The sequence below is a fragment of the Microcystis sp. LSC13-02 genome, from assembly GCA_002282935.1.
In the GTDB taxonomy this organism is placed as follows: Bacteria; Cyanobacteriota; Cyanobacteriia; order Cyanobacteriales; family Microcystaceae; genus Microcystis.
In genome coordinates this window covers 1-22,073 of the sequence record MTBT01000249.1, presented here as the reverse complement: position 1 = coordinate 22,073, position 22,073 = coordinate 1, and the positions used below count along the sequence as shown (strand labels likewise).

Annotated in this window: 19 protein-coding genes, 1 tRNA gene and 1 pseudogene; 17 read left to right on the top strand and 4 right to left on the bottom strand. The window is 41.5% G+C overall.

The features are described from left to right. The first annotated feature begins 421 nt into the window (after positions 1-421). The 6 genes from BGL89_RS15765 to BGL89_RS15740 all read left to right on the top strand — a co-directional run bounded on the left by BGL89_RS15765 (position 422) and on the right by BGL89_RS15740 (position 6,626). Positions 422-1,141 carry a biliverdin-producing heme oxygenase gene (locus tag BGL89_RS15765; protein WP_286826505.1) on the top strand — a complete coding sequence of 240 codons (720 nt, stop codon included), beginning with the start codon at positions 422-424 and terminating at the stop codon, positions 1,139-1,141. Between the two features lie 467 nt (positions 1,142-1,608). Continuing rightward, positions 1,609-1,857 carry an acyl carrier protein gene (locus BGL89_RS15760; protein ID WP_286826504.1) on the top strand — a complete coding sequence of 83 codons (249 nt, stop codon included), beginning with the start codon at positions 1,609-1,611 and terminating at the stop codon, positions 1,855-1,857. A gap of 69 nt (positions 1,858-1,926) precedes the next feature. Continuing rightward, a complete protein-coding gene (fabF, locus tag BGL89_RS15755; protein WP_286826503.1) occupies positions 1,927-3,177 on the top strand; it encodes a beta-ketoacyl-ACP synthase II in 1,251 nt (416 codons plus the stop codon). A gap of 82 nt (positions 3,178-3,259) precedes the next feature. Further along, positions 3,260-5,224: a transketolase gene (tkt, locus tag BGL89_RS15750; RefSeq protein WP_353743948.1), complete on the top strand. Its 1,965-nt coding sequence runs from the start codon at positions 3,260-3,262 to the stop codon at positions 5,222-5,224. A gap of 167 nt (positions 5,225-5,391) precedes the next feature. Further along, the gene (locus BGL89_RS15745) at positions 5,392-6,159 is read left to right on the top strand and encodes a hypothetical protein (RefSeq protein ID WP_286826502.1); all 768 of its coding nucleotides are present in this window, start codon (positions 5,392-5,394) and stop codon (positions 6,157-6,159) included. Further along, entirely contained in the window at positions 6,156-6,626 is a 471-nt protein-coding gene (locus BGL89_RS15740) for a type II toxin-antitoxin system VapC family toxin (RefSeq protein WP_286826501.1), read from the top strand. The genes BGL89_RS15745 and BGL89_RS15740 overlap by 4 nt, the downstream gene beginning before the upstream one ends. Positions 6,627-7,090: 464 nt before the next feature. Here the strand turns inward: BGL89_RS15740 and BGL89_RS21310 are convergent. Both BGL89_RS21310 and BGL89_RS15725 read right to left on the bottom strand, forming a co-directional pair. Then, a pseudogene (locus BGL89_RS21310) lies at positions 7,091-7,983 on the bottom strand (DNA adenine methylase). Positions 7,984-8,136: 153 nt separating this feature from the next. After that, positions 8,137-8,349: a hypothetical protein gene (locus BGL89_RS15725; protein WP_286826498.1), complete on the bottom strand. Its 213-nt coding sequence runs from the start codon at positions 8,347-8,349 to the stop codon at positions 8,137-8,139. Here BGL89_RS15725 and BGL89_RS15720 point away from each other — a divergent pair. The 3 genes from BGL89_RS15720 to BGL89_RS15710 all read left to right on the top strand — a co-directional run bounded on the left by BGL89_RS15720 (position 8,348) and on the right by BGL89_RS15710 (position 10,389). Next, positions 8,348-9,823 (top strand): GUN4 domain-containing protein, encoded by a 1,476-nt coding sequence (locus BGL89_RS15720; RefSeq protein WP_286826497.1) that lies wholly within the window; start codon positions 8,348-8,350, stop codon positions 9,821-9,823. The genes BGL89_RS15725 and BGL89_RS15720 overlap by 2 nt on opposite strands. 135 nt (positions 9,824-9,958) lie before the next feature. Continuing rightward, the gene (locus BGL89_RS15715) at positions 9,959-10,243 is read left to right on the top strand and encodes a type II toxin-antitoxin system HicB family antitoxin (protein WP_286826496.1); all 285 of its coding nucleotides are present in this window, start codon (positions 9,959-9,961) and stop codon (positions 10,241-10,243) included. After that, complete coding sequence (locus BGL89_RS15710; RefSeq protein ID WP_286826495.1) at positions 10,240-10,389, top strand: type II toxin-antitoxin system HicA family toxin; 150 nt, start codon at positions 10,240-10,242, stop codon at positions 10,387-10,389. Before BGL89_RS15715 ends, BGL89_RS15710 begins: the two co-directional genes overlap by 4 nt. An 802-nt stretch (positions 10,390-11,191) precedes the next feature. Here BGL89_RS15710 and BGL89_RS15705 read toward each other — a convergent pair. Next, positions 11,192-11,264, bottom strand: a tRNA-Ile gene (locus BGL89_RS15705). 64 nt (positions 11,265-11,328) lie between these two features. Here BGL89_RS15705 and BGL89_RS15700 point away from each other — a divergent pair. From BGL89_RS15700 to grrM, 4 genes are all read left to right on the top strand, one after another. Beyond that, positions 11,329-11,622 carry a hypothetical protein gene (locus tag BGL89_RS15700; protein ID WP_061431314.1) on the top strand — a complete coding sequence of 98 codons (294 nt, stop codon included), beginning with the start codon at positions 11,329-11,331 and terminating at the stop codon, positions 11,620-11,622. Positions 11,623-11,654: 32 nt separating this feature from the next. Beyond that, on the top strand, positions 11,655-12,989 hold the full coding sequence (locus BGL89_RS15695) for a hemolysin family protein (RefSeq protein ID WP_286826494.1): 1,335 nt from the start codon (positions 11,655-11,657) through the stop codon (positions 12,987-12,989). Positions 12,990-13,065: 76 nt separating this feature from the next. Beyond that, the gene (gene mltA, locus BGL89_RS15690) at positions 13,066-14,187 is read left to right on the top strand and encodes a murein transglycosylase A (RefSeq protein ID WP_286826493.1); all 1,122 of its coding nucleotides are present in this window, start codon (positions 13,066-13,068) and stop codon (positions 14,185-14,187) included. An 85-nt stretch (positions 14,188-14,272) separates the two neighbouring features. Continuing rightward, positions 14,273-15,433: a cyclophane-forming radical SAM/SPASM peptide maturase GrrM/OscB gene (gene grrM / locus BGL89_RS15685; protein ID WP_286826492.1), complete on the top strand. Its 1,161-nt coding sequence runs from the start codon at positions 14,273-14,275 to the stop codon at positions 15,431-15,433. Positions 15,434-15,911: 478 nt separating this feature from the next. On the opposite strand, the gene BGL89_RS15680 is transcribed toward grrM, so the two are convergent. Further along, positions 15,912-17,084 (bottom strand): glycosyltransferase 87 family protein, encoded by a 1,173-nt coding sequence (locus BGL89_RS15680; RefSeq protein WP_286826491.1) that lies wholly within the window; start codon positions 17,082-17,084, stop codon positions 15,912-15,914. A 77-nt stretch (positions 17,085-17,161) separates the two neighbouring features. Between BGL89_RS15680 and BGL89_RS15675 the strand changes: the two genes are divergently transcribed. From BGL89_RS15675 to BGL89_RS15660, 4 genes are read left to right on the top strand one after another with little or no spacing between them, the layout of a single operon-like run. Next, positions 17,162-18,160, top strand: coding sequence for a glycosyltransferase family 2 protein (locus BGL89_RS15675; RefSeq protein ID WP_286826490.1), 999 nt, complete (start codon positions 17,162-17,164; stop codon positions 18,158-18,160). A gap of 53 nt (positions 18,161-18,213) precedes the next feature. After that, a complete protein-coding gene (locus tag BGL89_RS15670; RefSeq protein WP_286826489.1) occupies positions 18,214-19,671 on the top strand; it encodes an NAD(P)/FAD-dependent oxidoreductase in 1,458 nt (485 codons plus the stop codon). 45 nt (positions 19,672-19,716) lie between these two features. Further along, positions 19,717-20,787, top strand: coding sequence for a glycosyltransferase family 2 protein (locus BGL89_RS15665; protein WP_286826488.1), 1,071 nt, complete (start codon positions 19,717-19,719; stop codon positions 20,785-20,787). Between the two features lies 1 nt (position 20,788). Beyond that, the gene (locus BGL89_RS15660; protein WP_286826487.1) at positions 20,789-22,009 is read left to right on the top strand and encodes a glycosyltransferase family 4 protein; all 1,221 of its coding nucleotides are present in this window, start codon (positions 20,789-20,791) and stop codon (positions 22,007-22,009) included. Positions 22,010-22,073 lie beyond the last annotated feature (64 nt).

Genomic DNA, 22,073 nt, shown 5'->3' with positions numbered 1-22,073 from the left:
CCGCCCACTTGGTTTTCGAGACGGTCTTTTTAATTCTAACGTAAAGCCAACCTAGAACGGCGGGGTTTCCCACCCAAAATTTTCGATGAGTCTCCTGAATGTTAAGAATTTCTAAGAAGTGTGAACAGTCTTGGTCGAGAATTGATATTTGTGCTAGATTACACCCTCTCTCTCACCAAGATCAACTAGGGAGCCGTTTTTCACTAATCTTTACAATTGCGCCATCTCGATCGATACCGGTTTTAACCAGACTGAAAGTCCTTCTAGAGCTAAATTTCTCCCCTAAGCTCCCCCGGCGGCACTGTAAAAATTCTTAATAAAATTACCGATCAATTCAGTTTAATCTACCAAAATAGGCGGTTTTAGTAAGCATCTGTAACCAACCCGATCCATTCTACTCATCCCAACAGGTGATCATAATATGAGCGTTAATTTATCAACTCAACTGCGAGAAGGCACGAAAAAATCCCACACCATGGCAGAAAACGTCGGTTTTGTCAAGTGTTTTCTCAAAGGTGTGGTAGAAAAAACTTCCTATCGCAAACTGGTGGCTAACCTCTACTTCGTCTATTCGGCCATGGAGGAGGAGATGGAAAAACTTCGTAGTCATGCCGTGGTTTCTAAAATCTGTTTTCCTGAACTCAATCGCAAAAATGCGCTGGAACAGGATTTATATTTTTATTATGGTCCCAATTGGCGCAACGAGATCGCTTTATCTCCCGCAGGTCAGGCCTACGTTAACCGGATTCGGGAAATCGCCACAACAGAACCCGAATTATTAGTCGCTCATTCCTATACCCGTTATCTCGGCGATCTGTCCGGGGGGCAAATCTTGAAAAAAATCGCCGAAAAAGCGATGAATCTGGAAACTGGTGGCACGGCTTTCTATGATTTTAAAGATATTCCCGACGAAAAAGCCTATAAAAACCACTATCGTCAAACCCTCGACGATTTACCCGTGGAGCAAGCCATGGCTGATCGCATTGTCGCCGAAGCTAACGCCGCTTTTGGCATGAACATGAAAATGTTCCAAGAGTTGGAAGGTAATCTGATCAAAGCGATCGGAATTATGCTCTTTAATACTCTCACCCGTCGTCGCAGCACCGGCAGCACCGAAACTGGATTGGCTACCGCCGAATAGTAGTCAAGAAAACCTAAAAAAAACGGATAATTCTAGAATTGGGGTAATGGTTAGCCATGATTATTATCTGAATTTCGGAGTTATCCGTTATATTTTTGCTTTTTATTCAGGAGGCAGGAGGCAGGAGATAGGGTGGTCACTGCGTGCGCGTTGCGGGGGGGTGTTGGGGTGTTAGGGTGTTGGGGTTTTAGTTGAAATTCCCCCACTTCCCCACTACCCCACTACCCCACTTCCCCACTACCCCACTTCCCCACTACCCCACTTCCCCACTACCCCACTTCCCCACTTCCCCACTACCCCGATGATCGCGAAAAAACTTCATCAAGAGGGGAACAACTTCCAGTAAGATGAAAAATGGTCAGTGAAAAAGCTAACCGAAATTTATTGTCGGAAATGGTAACACCGCCCCATTTCCCCAGACCCTAGAGGCTAGAGTCCGGTAAACCAGCGGCTAAAAATTGACATCCATGAGTGCAAGCATTTTCGATCGAGTTCAAAAAGTTGTTGTGGAACACTTAGACGTAGAGCCGGAAAAAGTTACCCCCGAAGCAAGCTTTGCTAATGACCTGGCAGCGGATTCCCTTGATGTGGTGGAGTTAGTGATGGGTTTAGAGGAAGAATTTGATATTGAAATTCCCGACGAAGCGGCCGAACAAATTGACACTGTGGGCAAAGCTGTCGAGTATATTAACGAGAAAGTAGGAGCAACCGCCTAATTATTGCGGGAAAATTGACAATTAGGATTAAATATCTGGGGCAAAATCTGCCCTTATTTTTGAACAGACATGACAGAAGTGCCATTAAAAAGGGTTGTCATCACAGGGATGGGTGCGATCACTCCCCTCGGCAATAATCTAGCAGACTATTGGACAGGCTTAATCAACGGCAAAAGTGGCATTGGTTTAATCACCCACTTTGATGCCTGCCGTCACGCTTGTCGCATTGCTGGGGAAGTGCGGGGTTTTGACCCCCACGACTATGTGGATCGCAAAGAGGCAAAGCGCATGGACCGTTTCGCTCAATTTGCCGTCGCCGCTAGTTTGCAAGCGCTGCAAGATTCTCGATTAGTTATCGACGCTCTCAATGCCGATGATATAGGTGTACTAATCGGTACAGGAGTGGGTGGCATAAAAGTGCTTGAGGATCAACAGGAAATTTACTTGACAAAAGGTCCGAGCCGGTGTAGTCCCTTCATGATCCCGATGATGATTGCCAATATGGCCGCTGGTTTAACCGCCATCCACACGGGGGCCAAAGGACCGAGTAACTGCACCGTGACCGCTTGTGCTGCCGGTTCCAATGCCATCGGCGATGCTTTTCGTCTAATACAAAGGGGTTTGGCCAAAGCGATGATCTGCGGTGGGACGGAAGCCGCCGTTACCCCCCTAGGATTGGCTGGTTTTGCCTCCGCTAAGGCCCTATCTACCCGCAACGATGACCCCACCCGGGCCAGTCGTCCCTTTGATCAGGATCGGGATGGTTTTGTCATGGGGGAAGGGGCAGGAATTTTGATTATAGAGGAATTAGAAACGGCCTTAGCCCGTGGGGCGCGGATTTACGCCGAAATGATCGGTTATGGTCTGACTTGCGATGCCTATCACATGACGGCACCGGTTCCCGATGGTCGTGGAGCCACCAGAGCGATCGAATTAGCGATCAAAGATGCTGGTTTGACTCCGGCGGAAATTAGCTATATCAACGCCCACGGCACCAGTACGGCGGCCAATGATCCCACGGAAACCAAGGCGATTAAAAAAGCTTTAGGAGAATCGGCCTACCAAATCCCCGTCAGTTCCACCAAATCGATGACAGGCCACCTTTTAGGCGGTTCTGGTGGTATTGAAGCCGTGGCCACGGTAATGGCGATCGCTAATGATCGGATTCCCCCGACTCTCAACCTCGACAATCCTGACCCCGATTGTGATCTCGATTACGTCCCCTACGAAAGTCGTCAGCAGATAGTTAACGCTGCCCTCTCCAACTCCTTTGGATTTGGTGGCCATAACGTCACCTTAGCTTTTAGAAAATATGCTTGAGTCGATGCCCCGGAAAGAGTAATCTTTGAGTGGCTCCCTCTTTAACTGGGTCTTATTTTTGTAGTTCATTCTAAAAAACATTATGGTTGTCGCCTCCCAATCTCTCGAAGAACTTTGTATTAACGCGGTGCGTTTTTTAGCGGTGGATGCCGTAGAAAAAGCTAAATCGGGACACCCCGGACTGCCGATGGGAGCCGCTCCCATGGCTTTTGTCCTCTGGGATCAATTCCTGCGTTTTAACCCGAAAAACCCCCAATGGGTCAATCGCGATCGTTTTGTTCTCTCCGCCGGTCACGGTTGTATGCTGCAGTATGCTTTGATGTACCTGACCGGATACGATAGCGTTCCCCTAGAGGAAATTAAACAATTCCGGCAGTGGAAATCGAAAACCCCCGGCCACCCCGAAAATTTCGTCACCGAAGGGGTAGAAGTGACCACCGGTCCTCTGGGTCAAGGGATTGCCAATGGGGTCGGTTTGGCCCTAGCAGAAGCCCATTTAGCGGCCCGTTTCAACAAACCGGATGCCAAAATTATCGACCATTACACCTATGTGATTTTGGGTGATGGTTGCAATATGGAGGGAATTTCCGGGGAAGCTTGTTCTTTAGCCGGTCACTGGGGTTTAGGCAAGTTAATCGCTCTCTATGATGATAACCATATCTCGATCGATGGTTCCACCGATATCGCTTTTACCGAAGACGTGAGCAAGCGTTTTGAAGCCTACGGTTGGCACGTTCAGCACGTGGAGAATGGTAACACCGATTTAGATGCCATTGCCAATGCGATCGCAGCGGCCAAGGCTGTCACCGATAAACCCTCGATGATTAAAATCACCACTACCATCGGTTATGGTTCCCCCAATAAGTCTAATACCGCCGATGTTCACGGGGCAGCTTTAGGAGCAACAGAAATCGAGTTAACCCGGAAAGCACTAGGTTGGGAATACGAGCCGTTTGTGGTTCCCGATGATGTCCTGAGTCGTTTCCGGCAAGCAGTGGACAAGGGAGCAACGGCAGAAACGGACTGGAATAAGTTATTTAGCGAATATCAGGCTAAATATCCCGCAGAAGCGGCTTTATTTGAACAGTTAACCACCGGTCAACTGCCGGAAGGTTGGGACAAAGCTTTACCTGTATATAAACCCGAAGATAAGGCGCTCGCTAGTCGTAAACACTCGGAAATCTGCTTAAATGCGCTCGCGGGGGTGTTACCCGGTTTAATCGGTGGTTCGGCGGATTTAACCCACTCTAACTACACGGAATTAGAGCATTTTGGTAATTTCCAAAAAGGCAGTTATCAGGAGCGTAACGTTCACTTTGGCGTAAGGGAACACGCGATGGGGGCGATTTGTAACGGGATTGCTCTCCATAACACGGGATTGATTCCCTACGGGGCGACTTTCCTGATTTTTACCGACTATATGCGGAATTCTATCCGTTTATCGGCATTGTCAGAAACTCGCGTCATCTGGGTAATGACTCACGATTCCATTGCCTTAGGGGAAGATGGACCGACTCACCAACCCGTGGAACACGTTGCTTCTCTGCGCGCTATTCCTAACTTGTTAGTCATGCGTCCGGGGGATGGAACCGAGACTTCCGGTGCTTATAAAGTAGCGGTGAGCGAAACTAAGCGCCCGACGTTACTAGCATTATCCCGTCAAAATCTGCCTAATTTAGCGGGAACTTCCCTGGAGGGTGTGGCTAAAGGTGCTTATATTATCACCGATTGCGAGGGTACTCCCGATGTCATTCTCATCGGTACGGGTGGCGAGTTGTATCTCTGCGATAAAGCGGCTGCGGTGTTGAAAGAAGCAGGAATTAAAGCTCGCGTCGTTTCTATGCCCTGTTGGGAGCTATTCGAGGAACAATCGGCAGAATATAAAGAATCGGTACTTCCTAAAGCAGTGAAAAAACGTCTCGCAGTGGAAGCGGGTTCAACCATGGGCTGGCATCGCTACATCACCGATGAGGGGGATGTGTTGGGGGTTGATACCTTCGGCGCTGTGGATAACGTGGTAGCGAAGGCAAAAGCGTTGTTAGGTTAATTAAACTTTGGTTTTGTGGAAAAAGCCCGCGCAAGCGGGTTTTTTTGTGATTATAGGTCAACATAGTTTAGGCTTTAGGCTTAGTTCATGTAAAAATGTCAAGTAGGAAGCTTTAGTAGTTAGCCAAAACCTTTACACTTGAGATAATTATCACGATTCCTAGAGCCATGACTAAAAGGGAAAGCCCTATATCGAAGGAAACAATCAAGAGCCTAACATTAGATATAGAAGGCTCACTGTTGTCTTTTGATAAATTTATCAAGGCTCAAGAACAATTAGCAATACTACTCCATGAAGTAGATAAAACCCTTGCTAACAAAAAACGCCCCCTGATAAATTGGAGAATCTCTCAAGTTCATAGTGGAAGTATTCATCTTACTTTAGAAGGAATGCCTCAAGATCAGATTACACCTAGTCAAATTTCTGAAGTTATTAAGACTGTAGAAAGGGGAATAGTAACAATTTTAGAACATCCGATTCGCCCTAAGTATTTTTCTGATCGAGCTTTAGAAAGTGCGCGATCATTAGCAATATTGAAAAAAAGAGATGAGTTTATGGTGCAATTGGGCTTTGATTCGAGGTGTATCGACTTGAATCAAGCTTTGATTGCTAATGTTGATGAAATTATCGGGGGAAAATATCAAAGTTTTGGTACTGTAGAAGGTGTGCTTAAAGCTATTGATGTAAGTCGTCAACCTATTTTTAGAGTTTACAATTTATTGAGTAATAAAAGTGTTAAATGTTACTTTAAACCAAATTTACTTGATAATATCAAAGAATATCTAGAAAAAAGAGTCTCTGTATCGGGGATAGTTACCTCTAGAGAAGATGGGGAAAAAATCGGGATTAAAGTTGAGTCAATTGATATTTTTCCTGAGGAAAAAGATTTACCTAGCATTGAGGAAATGATCGGAATTTTGGGAGGAAGTAATTGATTCGTTCATCAAAAAAGCTACACTACTGGGATTCTTGTGTTTTTTTAGCTTTCCTGAAAAATGAAAAGGATAAAATTAATGATTGTATTTCTGTTCTCAAAGCAGCCGAAAATGGTCAGGTAATAATTGTGACTTCTGCTCTTACTTTTATTGAAGTGGTGAAATTAGAAAAAGGACAGCCAAAATTACCTAAAGAAAGTGAGGAAAAAATCTCTGATTTTTTCCGACATGAGTGGATTTATATTTATGATGTGGACAGAAAAGTTGGCGAACTAGCCAGAGAATTGATGTGGCAATATCAGGCACTAAAACCTAAAGATGTAACTCATGTGGCGACTGCAATTAAAGCCAGAGTGGATGTTTTAGATACTTGTGATGACTACTTGCTGAAACTCTCTGGAGAAATCGGTGATCCTCCCTTAATAATTAGAAAACCTTTTTTTGAAGTTCAACTTGATCTTTTTTGAAAAAATACCCATTCTCGCGCAGGAAAATTACAAATCGAATTACCGAACACAAAAGGTCTAAATTGATAGGAATACCTTCAACAAGCCTAAATATTCACAAAGATCAATATATTGAAACAGATTTTGATTTAGTGATTACATCTCTTGCCAATGCTTTTTTTCAGACCAATTTAGAAACGGGACTATTTGTTTGAAAGCCCACACCAAAAGAGCAAATATTTTTAAGCAAAATTAATATTAATAATCAAGAAGAAGCCCTTTTAAAAATGTACGTTGCCAGAAGTAAAGATTTAACAGCAAATCCAACTAATAACATCAAGTGTTCTCGCCAGAAATGCCAGGATAACAACTGTAATTTCATCCCTAATTATCCCAAAATTTTCTTTGATGTTAATACGGCTGAACCTCTACAACCATGGCTCCCGATCAAAAAAATAGAGGATTTACTTGATTAAAATTAGCAATCAAGATATATCGAATAAACTTAATTGTAGAGGTGTAAATCTTGCAGGTTTATGAAGATCATAATTGGCAATAAATACCTCCTTGCCCTTGCGTCTTTCACTCTGATAACCATGTTCTAATTTCAACCCATTTTTTTGATCATCAGTTCGATTAATAGTGTAATTCCATTCATTATCTTGTAAAGAAATACACCAATCATACATTTCTCTAATTTCGGAGCAATTATCATAAGTCAAAAGAAATTTAAATCGATGTTGATGTTTTTTCAACGTCTTACATAACCTTTCATGATCTTCTAGACTGAAGAAGCAGGAATAGAATTTATTTTGATCTGCTTGAAAGTAAGGAGGATCGACAAATAAAAAGTAATCATCGGGTAATTGATTGATTAAATCTTCAAAATCTAAACAAGATAAACTGACATTTTGCAGTTTTTCTGAAGTGGTTTTTAGGTGAGAAGGCCAGTTTTCAGGACGCATAGAATACTTATCACCATAGCCCCAATAACAATTTTCAAGTTTCATAATTCCTGAGTAGGAAGTTCTATTTAGATAATACCAACGCATGGCTCTTTCTAGGTCATTGGCTGGTTGAAATTCATTTTTATAATAATTGTGTAATTCTTTGGTAGCGTTTAATGTTTTAATAATTCAATTAGACTATCAAGATGGTCTTTGATATGTCGATAACAGTTCATTAATTCTTCATCTTTGTCATTGAGAATATTCTCTGCTACACTTTCCTTAGCAAAGAATATAGATGCTCCCCCCGCAAAAGGTTCACAATACTTATGGTGACTGGGAAGACAAGCTAAGATTAGCTTACGGGCATAAAATTTACCGCCGGGATAACGAAAAGGAGAATTACTAAGTTTTTTAGCGATTTTGGACATTATCTTCAATTTTAGAGGCTTTTCTTTGAGAGTGGATAACGTGGTAGCGAAGGCAAAAGCGTTGTTAGGTTAATTAAACTTTGGTTTTGTGGAAAAAGCCCGCGCAAGCGGGTTTTTTTGTGGTTATAGGTCAACCTAGTTTAGGCTTTAGGCTTAGTTCATGTAAAAATATAAAGTAGGAAGAAGTACCGTAGGTTGGGTTGAGGCACGAAACCCAACATAACCAACAGCTAAGGCACGAAACCCAACATAACCAACAGCTAAGGCACGAAACCCAACATAACCAACAGCTAAGGCACGAAACCCAACATAACCAACTGCTACTTTTTTAACGTCAACCCAACTACTTAAAGGAGTAAAAATCATGAGTCTGTGTCTCAATCCTAACTGTTCCGCCGCCAATCCAGATGGCCATAAATTCTGTGAAAAGTGCGGCTCTAAATTGTTCTTACAAGAGCGTTATCAAGCAATTCAATTAATTGGTCAAGGAGGATTTGGTCGGACTTTTAAGGCGATAGATTATAGTAAGCCTTCTCGACCTTATTGTGTGATTAAACAGTTTTTTCCCTCGGCTCAAGGGACTGATACAATTGAGAAAGCCTCAGAATTATTTGAAAAAGAAGCAATCCAATTAGAAAAATTAGGAAAACATCCCCAAATTCCTGAACTTTTCGCCTATCTCAATCATGATGATAACCGTCAATATTTAGTACAAGAATATATTGAAGGACAAAACTTAGAACAAGAATTAAAAAGCCAAGGAGTATTTAATGAAGCCAAGATTAAGGCTTTATTAACAGATATTTTACCGGTTTTAGATTTTATCCACAGTCAGGGAGTAGTTCACCGAGATATTAAACCGGAAAATATTATTAGACGGAACTCAGACAAAAAAGCGGTTTTAGTGGATTTTGGCGCATCTAGAGTTGTTACACATCTTAACCGTTCTGTTACTGGTACGGTAATCGGTTCAGCGGAATATGTCGCACCAGAACAAGCTAATGGTAAGGCGAACAATCCTAGTGATTTGTATAGTCTAGGAGTCACTTGTATTTATTTGTTGACTCAGATTTCACCCTTTGATTTATTTGATACCAGTGAGCATGAATGGGTCTGGAGACAGTTTTTAGTCAATAATAAGGTTGGGGATGATTTAGGGCGGATTCTTGATAAAATGATCGAGTTTGGGACAAGAAAGCGTTATCAGTCAGCGAGGGAGATTTTACAAGATTTGACGGGACAATCACCAGCAATTTCGATACAAACACCAGCAACCCCCGTTATTCAAACGCCACCACCGCCTAAAGTTGCTGCTAATATTGTGCTGAAAAGTGCTAGGGGTGTTAACTATTCTCGATTACAGCAACTCCTAGCAGCAGGAAAGTGGAAAGAAGCAGACCAAGAAACATTTAAGGTTATGCTTCAGGTCGCCGGAAGGGAAAGGGAAGGACGGTTGAGAATAGAGGATATTGATAATTTCCCCTGCGAAGATTTACGAACTATTAACCAACTTTGGCTAAACTACAGTAACGGCAAATTTGGCTTCAGCGTCCAGAAAGAAATCTATGAGAGTCTCCGTGGCACGAGAGAGTATAATGAACGAGTATGGAATAAATTCGGCGATCGCGTCGGCTGGAGAAAAGGAGGTAGTTGGGGGAGAGCAGGAAGTTGGTTGAGGTACGACGATCTAACTTTCGATATAAGAGCCCCCAAAGCTCACCTCCCTTCCCCTTGGTGTTGGTGTAAGGAAGGCCCCCATGGGCGAGTATGGACGACGCATAAAGGTGAGTGTTACAATGGCAGAGAATTCTTCTCTCGCGCAAAGACTTGTAACCTGTAGGATATAACGATCTCAGGTCTTTTGTCAAGGATAATTTTGGGTACTTTTTTTACGAATTCATGGGCTTTTTCCCAATTTGTTCAGTTCTTAATCTATTAATCAAAAAATTCGGTGAAAGAAAGGAGTATAAATTGGATGCTTACCTACAAAGCAATGTATAAATTCCTGGCACAGGGAGTCCATGGAGAAGTCTTGGATTTCCCTGGCGTGATTTCCTGGGGAAATGATCTAGCAGCAGTACGCCGTTCCTTAGCCAGTGCGCTGGTGGACATGGCAGAAGTTAATTTATCTAGGGGGGAATCTTTACCCTTGCCTAATGCGTTATTAACAGACCCAGAAGCGGATTTAGAAGAACCAATTTATCTAATCTTTTCTGCATCAACCCATGTCCAAATTGTACCGACTTTGATAGCCTCGTGAAGCGTCGAGATTTGTTGCGTTATCTCAGTCAACAGGGTTGTCAATTGGTACGAGAAGGAAGTGAACATTCCATCTGGGAAAATACACTCAATGGTAGGCGCACAGCCATCCCTCGACATAGAGAAATTGTCGAGGGATGGCTGTGAGAATTTTTCGTCAGTTGGACATACCAGAACCTTGACAACAAGGGGCGATCGCTGACTACAATCAAGCGATTCAAATCAAACCCGACTATGCTTATCAGCAGCCTCCAAGACTCACCTCCCTTGGGGGTAGGCCTGCTGTAGGAGGCAATTGTGCGGGTTATTAGGGGTTGTGGGATTTGGTGGTATCTTCTCTTGCACAAAGGCTTGTAGCCTGTAGGATATAACGATCTCAGGTCTTTTGTCAAGTCTAATTTTAGGGATTTTGATCACGTAAACATCGCATTTTGCGGAACTTGATACCTGACTTTTGAATTATGAATTATGAATTATGAAAGAGATTCGATTTAGCGATCATGGGAAATTTAAAATCGACATCCTTGCTAATCACGGGCTAAATATTTCTCCATAATTTATTATTGATACGATTTGCAATTCTGATAAAGTGGTGCGTTACGGCGGATTTTTAGTTTTGGTTTTTTGACCGAATTAGTAACCGCCTAACTTTGGTGTATTAGAAAAATGCTATAAATTCTATAATCTAAGACTTTAAGCCGAAATCTATTGCCCTATTTTAGCTGAAACAATCCACTACACTCTACACTCGTCGGTGATCGCACTCTGTGTCCTCTGTGGTTTTTATTATAATTATTTAACTGCTACCGAATACCCCCCCGAAGCAATCTTACCGTTAACCTTTATCTCTCAAACAATATCCCCGAAGCAATCTCTTATCTCGTTCCTAGGTAGAACCTAGACTTACTCTAGTGCAGTCAAACCCGATCACCCGAAGCCATCAAAACTATCCAGGGTGCAGGAGTTGAACCTGCCTAGGACGAATTATGAGTTCGTTGCCTCAACCGCTCGGCCAACCCTGGGTTATACTATTAACTCATTATAGATCGGTAGTTACTCCGAACGTGAAAATCCAGCCCCACCAAGATGAAAAAATTTTCAATCAGCACCTCCTTGCAGCTAGGACTCCTTTTGATGGTAGCCATGTTAGCCGCCGGCTTCGGTAGCGGTTGGGTAGCCTATCAATTGGGAATCGCCTCCCTGAAGGGAGTCAGTCAACCGGATATCAATCCCGCTAAAAAGTTTACCAACGATCGCACCAGTTATGGTCGCAATCAAACTTTTATCCCCGTGAAAGAAGAAGAAGTAATTAAAAGAGTGAGAGTTTATATGCAACAACAGAAAAACAAACCGCAATCAAAGGATGAAACCAAAGGATAGACTTCAAAAAAGGCGAATTTTGCCTTTTCGCTATGGATAATCAGGATTTATTGACTCGTTTAATTTTAGTCTTTTTACTAATCGTCCTCAATGCTTTTTTCGTAGCGGCCGAATTTTCGCTTGTGTCTGTCCGTCGTACCCGCGTCAGTCAGCTAGTGGCTGCGGGAGATGTGGCAGCGCAGACGGTACAATCTCTACAAAGAAGTCTCGATCGCTTACTTTCCACTACCCAATTAGGCATCACCCTTTCTAGTTTAGCTTTAGGTTGGATCGGGGAGAGTACCATGACCGTTTTTGTGAAGAAATTACTAAGTTTTTTACCCTTTTCTTTAAACTGGCAAAATCTTCTCTCCCATGGTTTTTCTCTTTGTCTAGCTTTTTTAATCGTGGCCTATCTCCAGATAGTTTTTGGGGAACTTTATCCCAAATCCCTAGCTTTAATTTATGCCGAACCGATGGCGCGATTATTAGCGGCACCTATTGGCGTTATTTCCCGGATTTTTAAGCCTTTTATCGGTATTATTAACCAATCAACTCGTTTTTTATTGGTTTTAACCCGTATCCCCGAAGTGGATCTACAGCGTTCTAGTCGGGTAACTTCCGAGGAATTACAATTAATTATCAGCATGGAAGGGGAATTAACGGGATTAGAAGCTGCGGAAAGGAAAATTTTAAATAATGTTTTCCAGTTTAGCGAAATCACTGCCGAGGAAATCATGGTTCCCCATAACCGTTTAATAGCTATTTCCTCGACCGCAACTTTTGAGGAATTACTGCTCCAAGTAGTTAACAGTGGCTATTCTTGTTATCCTGTGGAAGGAGATTCCGGTGATGATATCCGTGGTCTGATCGATTTTAAAGATTTAGCTTTACCCCTTGCCGAAGGTCAGTTAAATTTAACAACTCCGATTAAACCTTGGTTAAAACCTGTGCGTTTTTTCCCCGAAACCACTGCTTTAAATGAATTACTAACAGTGATGCGGGAATCATCCTTAAAGATGGTTATCATTGTCGATGAATTTGGCAGAACAGCCGGTTTATTAACCCTAAAAGATCTAATCGGTGAGATTCTGGGAACTTTTTCCCCTAGTGATGAATCGGGAACAGTGGAATATCAACTCCTCGATGAATCGACTTTTCTCGTACAAGCACAAATGAATTTAGAGGACGTGAACAAAGCATTAAATTTAAGTTTACCCTTGGCCGATGAATACCAAACCCTAGCCGGTTTTGTCCTACATCATTGGCAAAAAATACCGCGGGTGGGAGAACAATTATATTACCAAAATTTAGAATTTACCATTATTTCTAAGGTCGGCCCTCGCTTGGAACAAATTAAGATTTATCGGCAACAACTATCCTCATGATATAAATAAGAAACAACTTTTCTCATTGCTCCTTCTTGATTGTTAATCGAGTCAATAGCTGCCCACTCCTGTCACCATGAAACACCTTTTGACAATCCTCCCCCTCAGCTTGGGATTAATTGCCCTCACCCCCGCAAATTTGCCCCTAGAACGTTTTGAAATCTCACAATTAGGAACATCTACGGGATACGATGAACGACTGCTAACAGACAAAAAAACCCTACTACAAGCGATCGATCATAGTTTACGTTATCTGAATAGCCAGGCAGCGATCCGCGCCTATCAAAATTATCCTATTCCTGAAATAACTCGTCAGCGAGTGCATCGTTCCTTAGTACGGTTTCGTGAATTAGTGCAGAATTCTCCCACTCCCGCAGCTCTACAAAAGGCAGTTAAAAAAGAATTTATTTGGTATCGTTCTTTGGGTAATGATAGCCAGGGAAATGTTAAATTTACTGGTTATTTTCAGCCAATTTATCAAGCAAGTCGGCAAAAAAATGCCGAGTATAAATATCCTCTCTATCGCCGACCTGCTAACTTTTCTCGCTGGTCTAAACCCCATCCAGCTAGGGTAGAATTAGAGGGAAAAGATGGTTTACTGGGGGAAAATAGCCGTCTAGCGGGATACGAATTAGTCTGGTTAAAAGATCGCTTAGAAGCTTATTTAGTTCATGTGCAAGGTTCGGCGAAATTACGTTTACCTAATGGTCAAATTATCAGCATCGGTTTTGATGGCAATACCGAGCATCCCTACACAAGTCTGGGAAAAGAAATGATTGCCGATGGTATTTTTCCTGCTGAGGGTTTAACCTTACCAATGGTTTTAGATTTTCTCAGAAATAATCCCGAGCAATTAAAGAATTATATTCCCCGCAATAATCGGTTTATTTTCTTTCGAGAAACCCACGGCACACCTGCCACTGGTAGTCTTGGAGTTCCGGTTTTACCGGAAAGATCGATCGCTACAGATAAAAGTGTTTTCCCCCCCGGTGCTTTAGCTGTAATTGAGACAGAAATTCCCCAGGGAAATCTTAATAAAAAATTAGTTAGTCGCTATGTTCTCGATCAAGATACTGGCAGCGCAATTAAAGGTACTGGGAGGGTAGATATTTTTATGGGAACAGGAAAAAATGCTGGCGAGCGAGCCGGTTTAATTAATACTCCCGGTCAATTATATTATTTATTATTGAGGGAATAGGAAATAGTATATGTATAATTAAGATACACTTGCCAGAATCAGTTATCGGTTATCATATTTAAGGGAGGATTTTAAAAATAGAATGATGGAAAAAAACACAAATATAGATTGGTCGGATTGTGGTCCAATTACTTTAGTAGTCGTGCAGCCGACTTCTTTTTGTAATCTCAATTGTGATTACTGTTATTTACCCGATCGCCACTTAAAAAATACCTTATCCTTAGATTTAATCGAGCCGATTTTTCAGAGGGTTTTTAGCAGTCGTTTTCTCCAAAATGATTTTACCATTTGCTGGCACGCTGGCGAACCCTTAGCAGTTCCCATCAGTTTTTATGAAAGTGCCTTTGCTAAAATTGCGGAAGTTAGCCAGAAATATAATCAGCAGGGTTACTGTTTTCGTCATTCGGTACAAACTAACGCCACTTATATTAACGATGCTTGGTGTCAATTATTTAAAAAGCATGATGTTTATGTGGGAGTCAGTCTTGATGGACCGGCCTTTATTCACGACATCCACCGGCAAAACCGCAAGGGAACTGGCAGTCATGCTGCTACGATGCGGGGAATTTCTTTCTTGCAAAAACATGAAATTGATGTGAGTGTCATCGCTGTTTTAACAGAAGATTCTCTCGACTATCCCGACGAAATTTTTAACTTTTTTTGGGATCATGGTCTTACCGATGTGGCTTTTAATATGGAAGAAACCGAGGGTATTCATTCGCAATCTTCCTTGGATAAATTAGGCATTGAACAACGTTATCGCCAGTTTATCGCCAGATTTTGGGAGTTAGTCACGGCCAAACAAGGAGAATTTAAGCTGCGGGAATTTGAATCGATCTGTAGTTTGATTTATGCCGATGAACGCTTAGAAAATACCGATATGAATCGACCTTTTATGATTGTCAATTTCGATCATAAAGGTAATTTTTCCACCTTTGATCCGGAATTACTATCGATTAAAACCCAACCCTACGGTGATTTTATCTTTGGTAATGTTTTGACCGATTCCCTAGAATCTATCTGTGAAACCGAGAAATTTCAACAAATTTACGCTGATATGCGCGGTGGAGTCGATTTATGTCGGCAAAAATGTGATTATTTTGGGGTTTGTGGGGGGGGTGCCGGTAGTAACAAGTATTGGGAAAATGGCACTTTCAACTCCACAGATACTAAAGCCTGTTTATACCGGATTAAGTGCATCACCGATATAGTTCTCGATCGCCTAGAAAATTTATTAGAAGTTTAGGGGAGTGGGGTGTTAGGGTTTGGGGTGTGGGGTGTGGGGAGTTTTCTCAGTGAACTGATAACTGATAACTGATAACTGACTCCTATCTCCTGACTCCTGACTCCTGACTCCTATCTCCTGACTCCTATCTCCTGACTCGGAGATGATCGACTTCCCAAAACGAAAACTTCCTACCTCAATATTAAGTAGTCGTGCAAAATTAATTTCCTAGTGAAGATAGGCAAGAGGCAAGAGGCAAGAGGTGGTTAGATATGTGTAATTAATTTTGCTTAGGTACTTAAGATAACTGCTATAGCTTAGTTCTAGATTTTAAAAATTGCCTAGAGGATAATTTATACTTAAAATCAGCAACGCCCAAATATGAACCCTGACTCGAACTGGTATAGCGTTTCCTGTTGACAAGAGGTACATTCTCAATCCTGAAAAGCTTAATCAGCAAAGGTTAAAGTGTGCCACACAGATGTGAGAACCGTTATAGTCAATCATCGGCATTATTCTCCCTTTCCCAAGAATTAACTAATAGATAAACAAGGGCAATTAACCAAATTGTATTTTGAAAAATTGACCAGTAAGGACTAGCTAAATTTTGAATACTTAGGGGAAGCCAAAGAGTTAATCCCACTAAAGACACAATAATTATATTTAAGCGAGATGGGTAACTAAAAGCTAGGGTTAGTAAAGCCAAGAGTAAAAAAACTAACATCAGATCGTCGTAGGGGCGATGATAGGTGAAAACCCGACCAATAACTGCAGCACAGGCAAACAGGGTTAATAGAGAAGTATGCTGTAATTTTTGGAAAATCACGATACCTAGAACTAGGCCAATTGTGGTTAATAAAACAAGAGTTATTTCTGTACTAATTCCGAATTTCATGATAATATTAATACTTGAAACACCATCATCTGCCACATATTTGATCTGATTTAAAAAGCTACCGATTACTTTCTCAAAGTTTAATCTAGTGGTGTGAGCGATAGCAAAAGTAGCCGAGATAATATAGACAAAAGCGAGAAGTACCGTTTTAAACTTTCTCTTAATTACTAAACTCAAAAGATAGGGTGCTGAGATGTTAGGTTTAACGAGAGCAATGCCCATAAATACCCCCGCTAGATAATTTTTATTGGCTTGTAATAACCAGTAAACAATTATTAACAAAGCATTGACAATTAAACCGTATTGCCCATTATTAAGGGTGGTACAGTTACTACTAATGGCCAGAGAAGTAAACACAAAAAAATAGGCAGCCATTCGGCCAAAAGGCAAACCTAATTGATAGGCAAAACGGCTTAAAATGCCCAGAGAAATCAGATTTAAAAAAACGTGATAGAAACGGGTTAAAGTCGAAGAAATGGGGGGAAACATGAAAAATCCCGTCAAAAAAGCCCAGGGTGGATAGCCACCGGAGCGAATTCTCCCCAATTCTGCATTAATATCGGCGGGATTCATGCGATAGGGGTAAATTCCCAGATAAATATACTGTTGTTCTTGCCAACGTTCTAATAAATCTCTGGCACCAGAGGGACTACTATCAAAAGCTAGGGTATAAAATCCTTTAGCTAAGTAGGCAACGGCCAGCCAAGCAAAAATAAGCGTAAGAATCGATAAAATTGGCTGTTTTTTGGCAAAAATCATGGCTTTATTCAGGAACATACTTCGCAAAAATCAGCAACTCCTCGACAAGATAGCAAATCTGAGCTTCAATATACATTAAACTTGACCAAAAAACTATGAATGATTTTTTTAATAATTCCTTAATTTCTATCATTATTCCGGTCTATAGAGGCGGACAAGCCTTTAATAACTGTTTAGCCAGCTTATCCACCAGTTTGCTCGCCCCCACGGAGGTTATTGTCGTGGTTGATGGAAATGATCCCCAATCCTATGAAACTGCGGTCAGTTTTGGGGCAGAAGTCTTACAGTTAGAAAGTAATCAAGGGCCAGCAGTGGCAAGAAATCAAGGGGCGGCCATGGCTAAGGGTGATATTCTCTTTTTTATGGATGCAGATGTGACTATTCATCCCGATACTTTAGCAAAAATCGCCCAAGTATTCCATCAAGATTCTACCCTAGCGGCGTTGATTGGTTCCTACGATGACCAACCCGGGGCGGTTAATTTTCTTTCCCAGTATAAAAACCTTTTTCATCATTATAATCATCAAATTGGTTGCGAGGAGGCTTCCACTTTTTGGGGAGCTTGCGGGGCGATTAAACGAGATATTTTCGAGAAAATGGGCGGTTTTGACGAAAGTTATCGTCATCCTTCCATTGAAGATATCGAACTGGGTTATCGTCTCAAAGCTCACGGCTACCGCATTCGTTTGTGCAAAGATATCTATGTTAAACATCTCAAACATTGGACTTTTACTTCTCTGTTAAAAGCAGATTTTTTCTATCGCGCCCTACCCTGGACAGAATTAATTCACCGTCAGCAAAATTTTGTCAATGACCTCAATTTACAATGGTCTAGCCGTTGGAGTGTTGTATTCGTTTATACGCTTTTATTTTTGCTGTTAGCCAGTTTATGGTATTTTCATTTACTTTTAGGCGTGGGTGTGTTAGTCTTGGGCTTAGTTCTGTTAAACTTACCTGTTTATAAGTTTTTCCAACAAAAGCGAGGATTAGGATTTGTCATATTAACCCTACCTTGGCACTGGTTATATTATCTCTACAGTGGTTTGGCTTTTGCCCTCGGTACAGGACGCTATTGGCTGAAACGTCTGGCTTGAGTTGACAGGCCATTTTGACAAAATAAACGACAAATTCCTGATTCATAAAAACTATGACAACAGTAAATCAACTCAATTCTCCCCATACCGTCGTCATTGGTGGCGGTCCGGCCGGATTAACGGCCGCCTATTGCCTAGCCAAACACGGATTACATTCAATTGTACTAGAAAAAGGCGATCGAGTTGGGGGCATTTCTCGCACCGAAACCTACAAGGATTATCGCTTCGATATCGGTGGTCATCGCTTTTTTACCAAAGTTCCCGAAGTACAACACCTGTGGCGGGAAATGTTAGGGGATGATTTTATTAAAGTTCCCCGTTTATCACGGATTTACTATCAGGGTAAATTTTTTAGCTATCCCTTGGAACCGATGAATGCTGTCAGTAATTTAGGGGTTATTCAGAGTTTATTAATTGTTTATAGTTACTTCAAAGTCAAATTTTATCCTTTACCCGTAGAAGAAAACTTTGAACAGTGGGTGACTAATCGCTTTGGTCAACGGTTGTATCAAACTTTTTTTAAAAGTTATACCGAAAAAGTTTGGGGAATTCCCTGCACCCAAATTCGGGCAGATTGGGCAGCCCAACGTATTCAAGGATTATCCTTAAAGAAAGCTGTTATTAATGCTTTTTTTGGGGCAAATGATACCAAAACTTTAATTAAAGAGTTTGATTATCCGCTGCTTGGACCAGGGATGATGTGGGAACGTTTTCAAGAAAAGTTAGAAGCCCATGATTGTCCTGTGTGCCTAGATACGGAAGTTATTAAAGTTAAAAGAGACAGTCAGAAAATTACCAGTATTCTCATCAAAAAAGGAGAGGAAATAACCGAGATTACCGGCGATAATTTTATCAATACCATGCCGATTACTGCCCTAATGCACCGTTTAGACCCCTTGCCTCCTGAAAAGGTTCTCAAGGCTGCCCGTGGACTCAAATACCGTGACTTTTTAATCGTGCCAATTATCATCAATCAAGAGCATATTTTCCCCGATAATTGGATTTATATTCACAGTCCTGAATTTAAAGTAGGACGGATTCAGAACTTTAAAAACTGGAGTCCGAAAATGGTTCCCGACCCTCAGAAAACTTGCCTAGGGATGGAGTATTTTTGTAGCGAAGGAGATGATTTATGGGAAATGAATAATCAGGATTTAATTAAACTAGCTAGTCAGGAAATAGTTAATCTTGGCCTCGTAGATGACATCAAAAAAGTGGTGGACGGGACGGTAATTCGCCAAAAGAAAGCTTATCCCGTTTATGACGACGAATACCAGCAACATCTACAGGTAATTTCAAACTATGTCGATAGTTTTGAAAATCTGCAATCTGTGGGCAGAAATGGAATGCACCGTTATAATAATCAAGACCATTCTATGTTATCGGCCATCTTGGCTGCTGAGAATATTATGGGGGCTAATCATAATCTCTGGAAAGTCAATACCGAGCGCTCTTATCATGAGGAATTTATGACTAAACCTAAACCCGAATCTATAGCGATGGCTTCCTAATTTATTCCTTAACTCGAATAATTATTGTCAGATTTTGGAGGAGTTATGAACCAAGATAAAACCGCACCGAAAGTTACCCTAGTTGTTGTTCCCAGAGAACGCTTTAGTTTTACTATGACTTCTCTGGAAAACATTTATGAAATGACCGATATTCCTTTTAAGTTGGTCTATGTGGATGGGGGTTCACCTGCTCCCATTCGAGATTATTTGAAAAAACAATCCCAAGAAAAAGGTTTTGAGCTAATTCGGACAGAACATTATCTTATTCCCAATGTAGCTAGAAATATGGGCTTACAATGGGTAACAACTCCCTATGTGGTTTTTGTTGACAATGATGTGATTGTTTCTCCGAGATGGTTAACCCAGTTACTCGACTGTGCAGAAAGTACGGGAGCTACTATTGTCGGTCCTCTAACTTGTCAACACGAACCCGTGCATGAAGAAGTACATTTTGCTGGGGGAGAAGCTCATCTTTTCACTGATATTAAGGGGAGAGTGCGCTTACGGGAAAAAATGTATAAACAAGGTCATAAGGTAGAAAAACTGCTTCCTACCCTGACTCGAACTGAAACGGAATTGTGTGAATTTCACTGTATGTTAGTCCGCAGAGAAATTTTTGAAAAACTGGGTTATTTAGATGAAAAAATGCTCAATACTAAAGAACATTTGGATTTCTGTATGAATGTCCGCAACAATGGCGGAACAGTTTACTTTGAACCCCAAAGCATAGTGACTTATGTACCCGGAATTACCCTAAATTGGGCAGATATTGAGTTTTATATGCTGCGCTGGAGTGATGCTTGGGAATTGGGAAGCCTAAACCATTTGCGTCAAAAATGGCAAGTAGCTGAAGATATGTATTTTCGCCAAAAATATAAAGGTCTGGGATGGCGACGCAGAAAGACTATCTTACAGCCGATAATTAATTCTCTCACCTTCGGAATTAAAAATCGTCTTTTAAATAAACTGTTAATGTATGGATTTTTTGCCCCGATTGAGAAGATTATCAATAACTATTTAACCCGTCAATATGCCCGTCAATGGTTAAATCAATCCTCGTCTTTATCAGACGATTCTCTGTCACAAGTATCGACGACTGTTATCAATCAAAACTAAGATGAAGATTCTGTTAGTCAATGATTATGGGACGGCAACTGGAGGGGCAGAATTACAGATGTTATCTCTGAAACAAGGATTAATAGACCGTGGTCACAATGTTCGTCTATTTAGTAGTCACTGTCAGGGAGTAGAAAACCTTGAAAGCTCTCTCCTAGCTGATTATCATTGTTTTGGCTCTAATTCTCGCCTACAAGTGCTTTCGCAAACAGTTAATCCATCTAGTTTTTTTGCTCTCAAAAAAGTGTTGCGGGAATTTCAACCAGATGTTGTCCATGTGCGAATGTTTTTATGGCAATTATCCCCCTTAATTTTACCTTTACTCAAATCCTTTCCCAGTCTCTATCAAACGGCCGTTTATAAAGCGATATGTCCCGTTGGAACGAAAATTTTACCCGATAAAAGTCCTTGTTATCATAAGGCTGGTAAAGTCTGTTTATCTGAGGGCTGTGTTACCCCCCAATCTTGGCTATTTTTGATGATTCAGCGTCAATTATGGCTACGCTGGCGGTCTGCGTTTGATACCGTCGTCGCCTTAAGTCATCGGATGAAAGCTCGCCTAGAAGCAGAAGGGGTATCACCTGTACAGGTAGTTTATAATGGCGTACCCTTGAGAGAAATGCGTCCTCCTTTAAAAAATCTGCCAATTGTTGCCTTTGCTGGTCGATTATCCCCAGAAAAAGGGGTTGATGTTCTTATCAAAGCCTTTGCCAAGATAGTTCCTATTTTTCCTGAAGCTCAATTACTGATTGCAGGAGAGGGAAAAGAAGAAGGGAATTTGCGCCAATTAGCGGAAGCCTTAAAGATTAGCCAAAATGTGAAGTTTTTAGGCTATTTAACCCGCTCCGAGCTAGAAAATACCTTTAATTGTGCTTGGGTACAGGTGGTTCCTTCTATCTGGGATGAACCTTTTGGTAATGTTACCACCGAAGCGATGATGCGCGGAACGGCGGTGATAGCGAGTGCAGTCGGCGCACAACCGGAGATTATTGAGGAGGGAGTCACTGGGTTATTAGTTCCCCCCAATGATGAGGAAGCTTTATCAACGGCACTTTTATCTATTTTAAAAGAACGAGATTTAGCCGAAAAAATGGGGCAATTCGGTCGAAAACGGGCTATTGAGCGGTTTAGCGAAGATAGGCGAACTGAGCATTTTTTGGAAATTTATCAACAACTTCTAACGGCCAAAAGCATAAGGGCTCTTCGTTACCCTTTATGCTAAATCAACAGACAAGATGCCAAGACAACATACTTCTAACCCAAAAATTCCGAAAGTTTCTAAAGCC

What these genes read in the sequence shown, in the direction of transcription:
- BGL89_RS15765 (WP_286826505.1), top strand. Translation starts at nt 422, where the DNA reads ATGAGCGTTAATTTATCAACTCAACTGCGAGAAGGCACGAAAAAATCC.
- BGL89_RS15760 (WP_286826504.1), top strand. Translation starts at nt 1,609, where the DNA reads ATGAGTGCAAGCATTTTCGATCGAGTTCAAAAAGTTGTTGTGGAACAC.
- fabF (WP_286826503.1), top strand. Translation starts at nt 1,927, where the DNA reads ATGACAGAAGTGCCATTAAAAAGGGTTGTCATCACAGGGATGGGTGCG.
- tkt (WP_353743948.1), top strand. Translation starts at nt 3,260, where the DNA reads ATGGTTGTCGCCTCCCAATCTCTCGAAGAACTTTGTATTAACGCGGTG.
- BGL89_RS15745 (WP_286826502.1), top strand. Translation starts at nt 5,392, where the DNA reads ATGACTAAAAGGGAAAGCCCTATATCGAAGGAAACAATCAAGAGCCTA.
- BGL89_RS15720 (WP_286826497.1), top strand. Translation starts at nt 8,348, where the DNA reads ATGAGTCTGTGTCTCAATCCTAACTGTTCCGCCGCCAATCCAGATGGC.
- BGL89_RS15725 (WP_286826498.1), bottom strand. Translation starts at nt 8,349, where the DNA reads ATGATTTTTACTCCTTTAAGTAGTTGGGTTGACGTTAAAAAAGTAGCA.
- BGL89_RS15715 (WP_286826496.1), top strand. Translation starts at nt 9,959, where the DNA reads ATGCTTACCTACAAAGCAATGTATAAATTCCTGGCACAGGGAGTCCAT.
- BGL89_RS15700 (WP_061431314.1), top strand. Translation starts at nt 11,329, where the DNA reads ATGAAAAAATTTTCAATCAGCACCTCCTTGCAGCTAGGACTCCTTTTG.
- BGL89_RS15695 (WP_286826494.1), top strand. Translation starts at nt 11,655, where the DNA reads ATGGATAATCAGGATTTATTGACTCGTTTAATTTTAGTCTTTTTACTA.
- mltA (WP_286826493.1), top strand. Translation starts at nt 13,066, where the DNA reads ATGAAACACCTTTTGACAATCCTCCCCCTCAGCTTGGGATTAATTGCC.
- grrM (WP_286826492.1), top strand. Translation starts at nt 14,273, where the DNA reads ATGGAAAAAAACACAAATATAGATTGGTCGGATTGTGGTCCAATTACT.
- BGL89_RS15680 (WP_286826491.1), bottom strand. Translation starts at nt 17,084, where the DNA reads ATGTTCCTGAATAAAGCCATGATTTTTGCCAAAAAACAGCCAATTTTA.
- BGL89_RS15675 (WP_286826490.1), top strand. Translation starts at nt 17,162, where the DNA reads ATGAATGATTTTTTTAATAATTCCTTAATTTCTATCATTATTCCGGTC.
- BGL89_RS15670 (WP_286826489.1), top strand. Translation starts at nt 18,214, where the DNA reads ATGACAACAGTAAATCAACTCAATTCTCCCCATACCGTCGTCATTGGT.
- BGL89_RS15665 (WP_286826488.1), top strand. Translation starts at nt 19,717, where the DNA reads ATGAACCAAGATAAAACCGCACCGAAAGTTACCCTAGTTGTTGTTCCC.
- BGL89_RS15660 (WP_286826487.1), top strand. Translation starts at nt 20,789, where the DNA reads ATGAAGATTCTGTTAGTCAATGATTATGGGACGGCAACTGGAGGGGCA.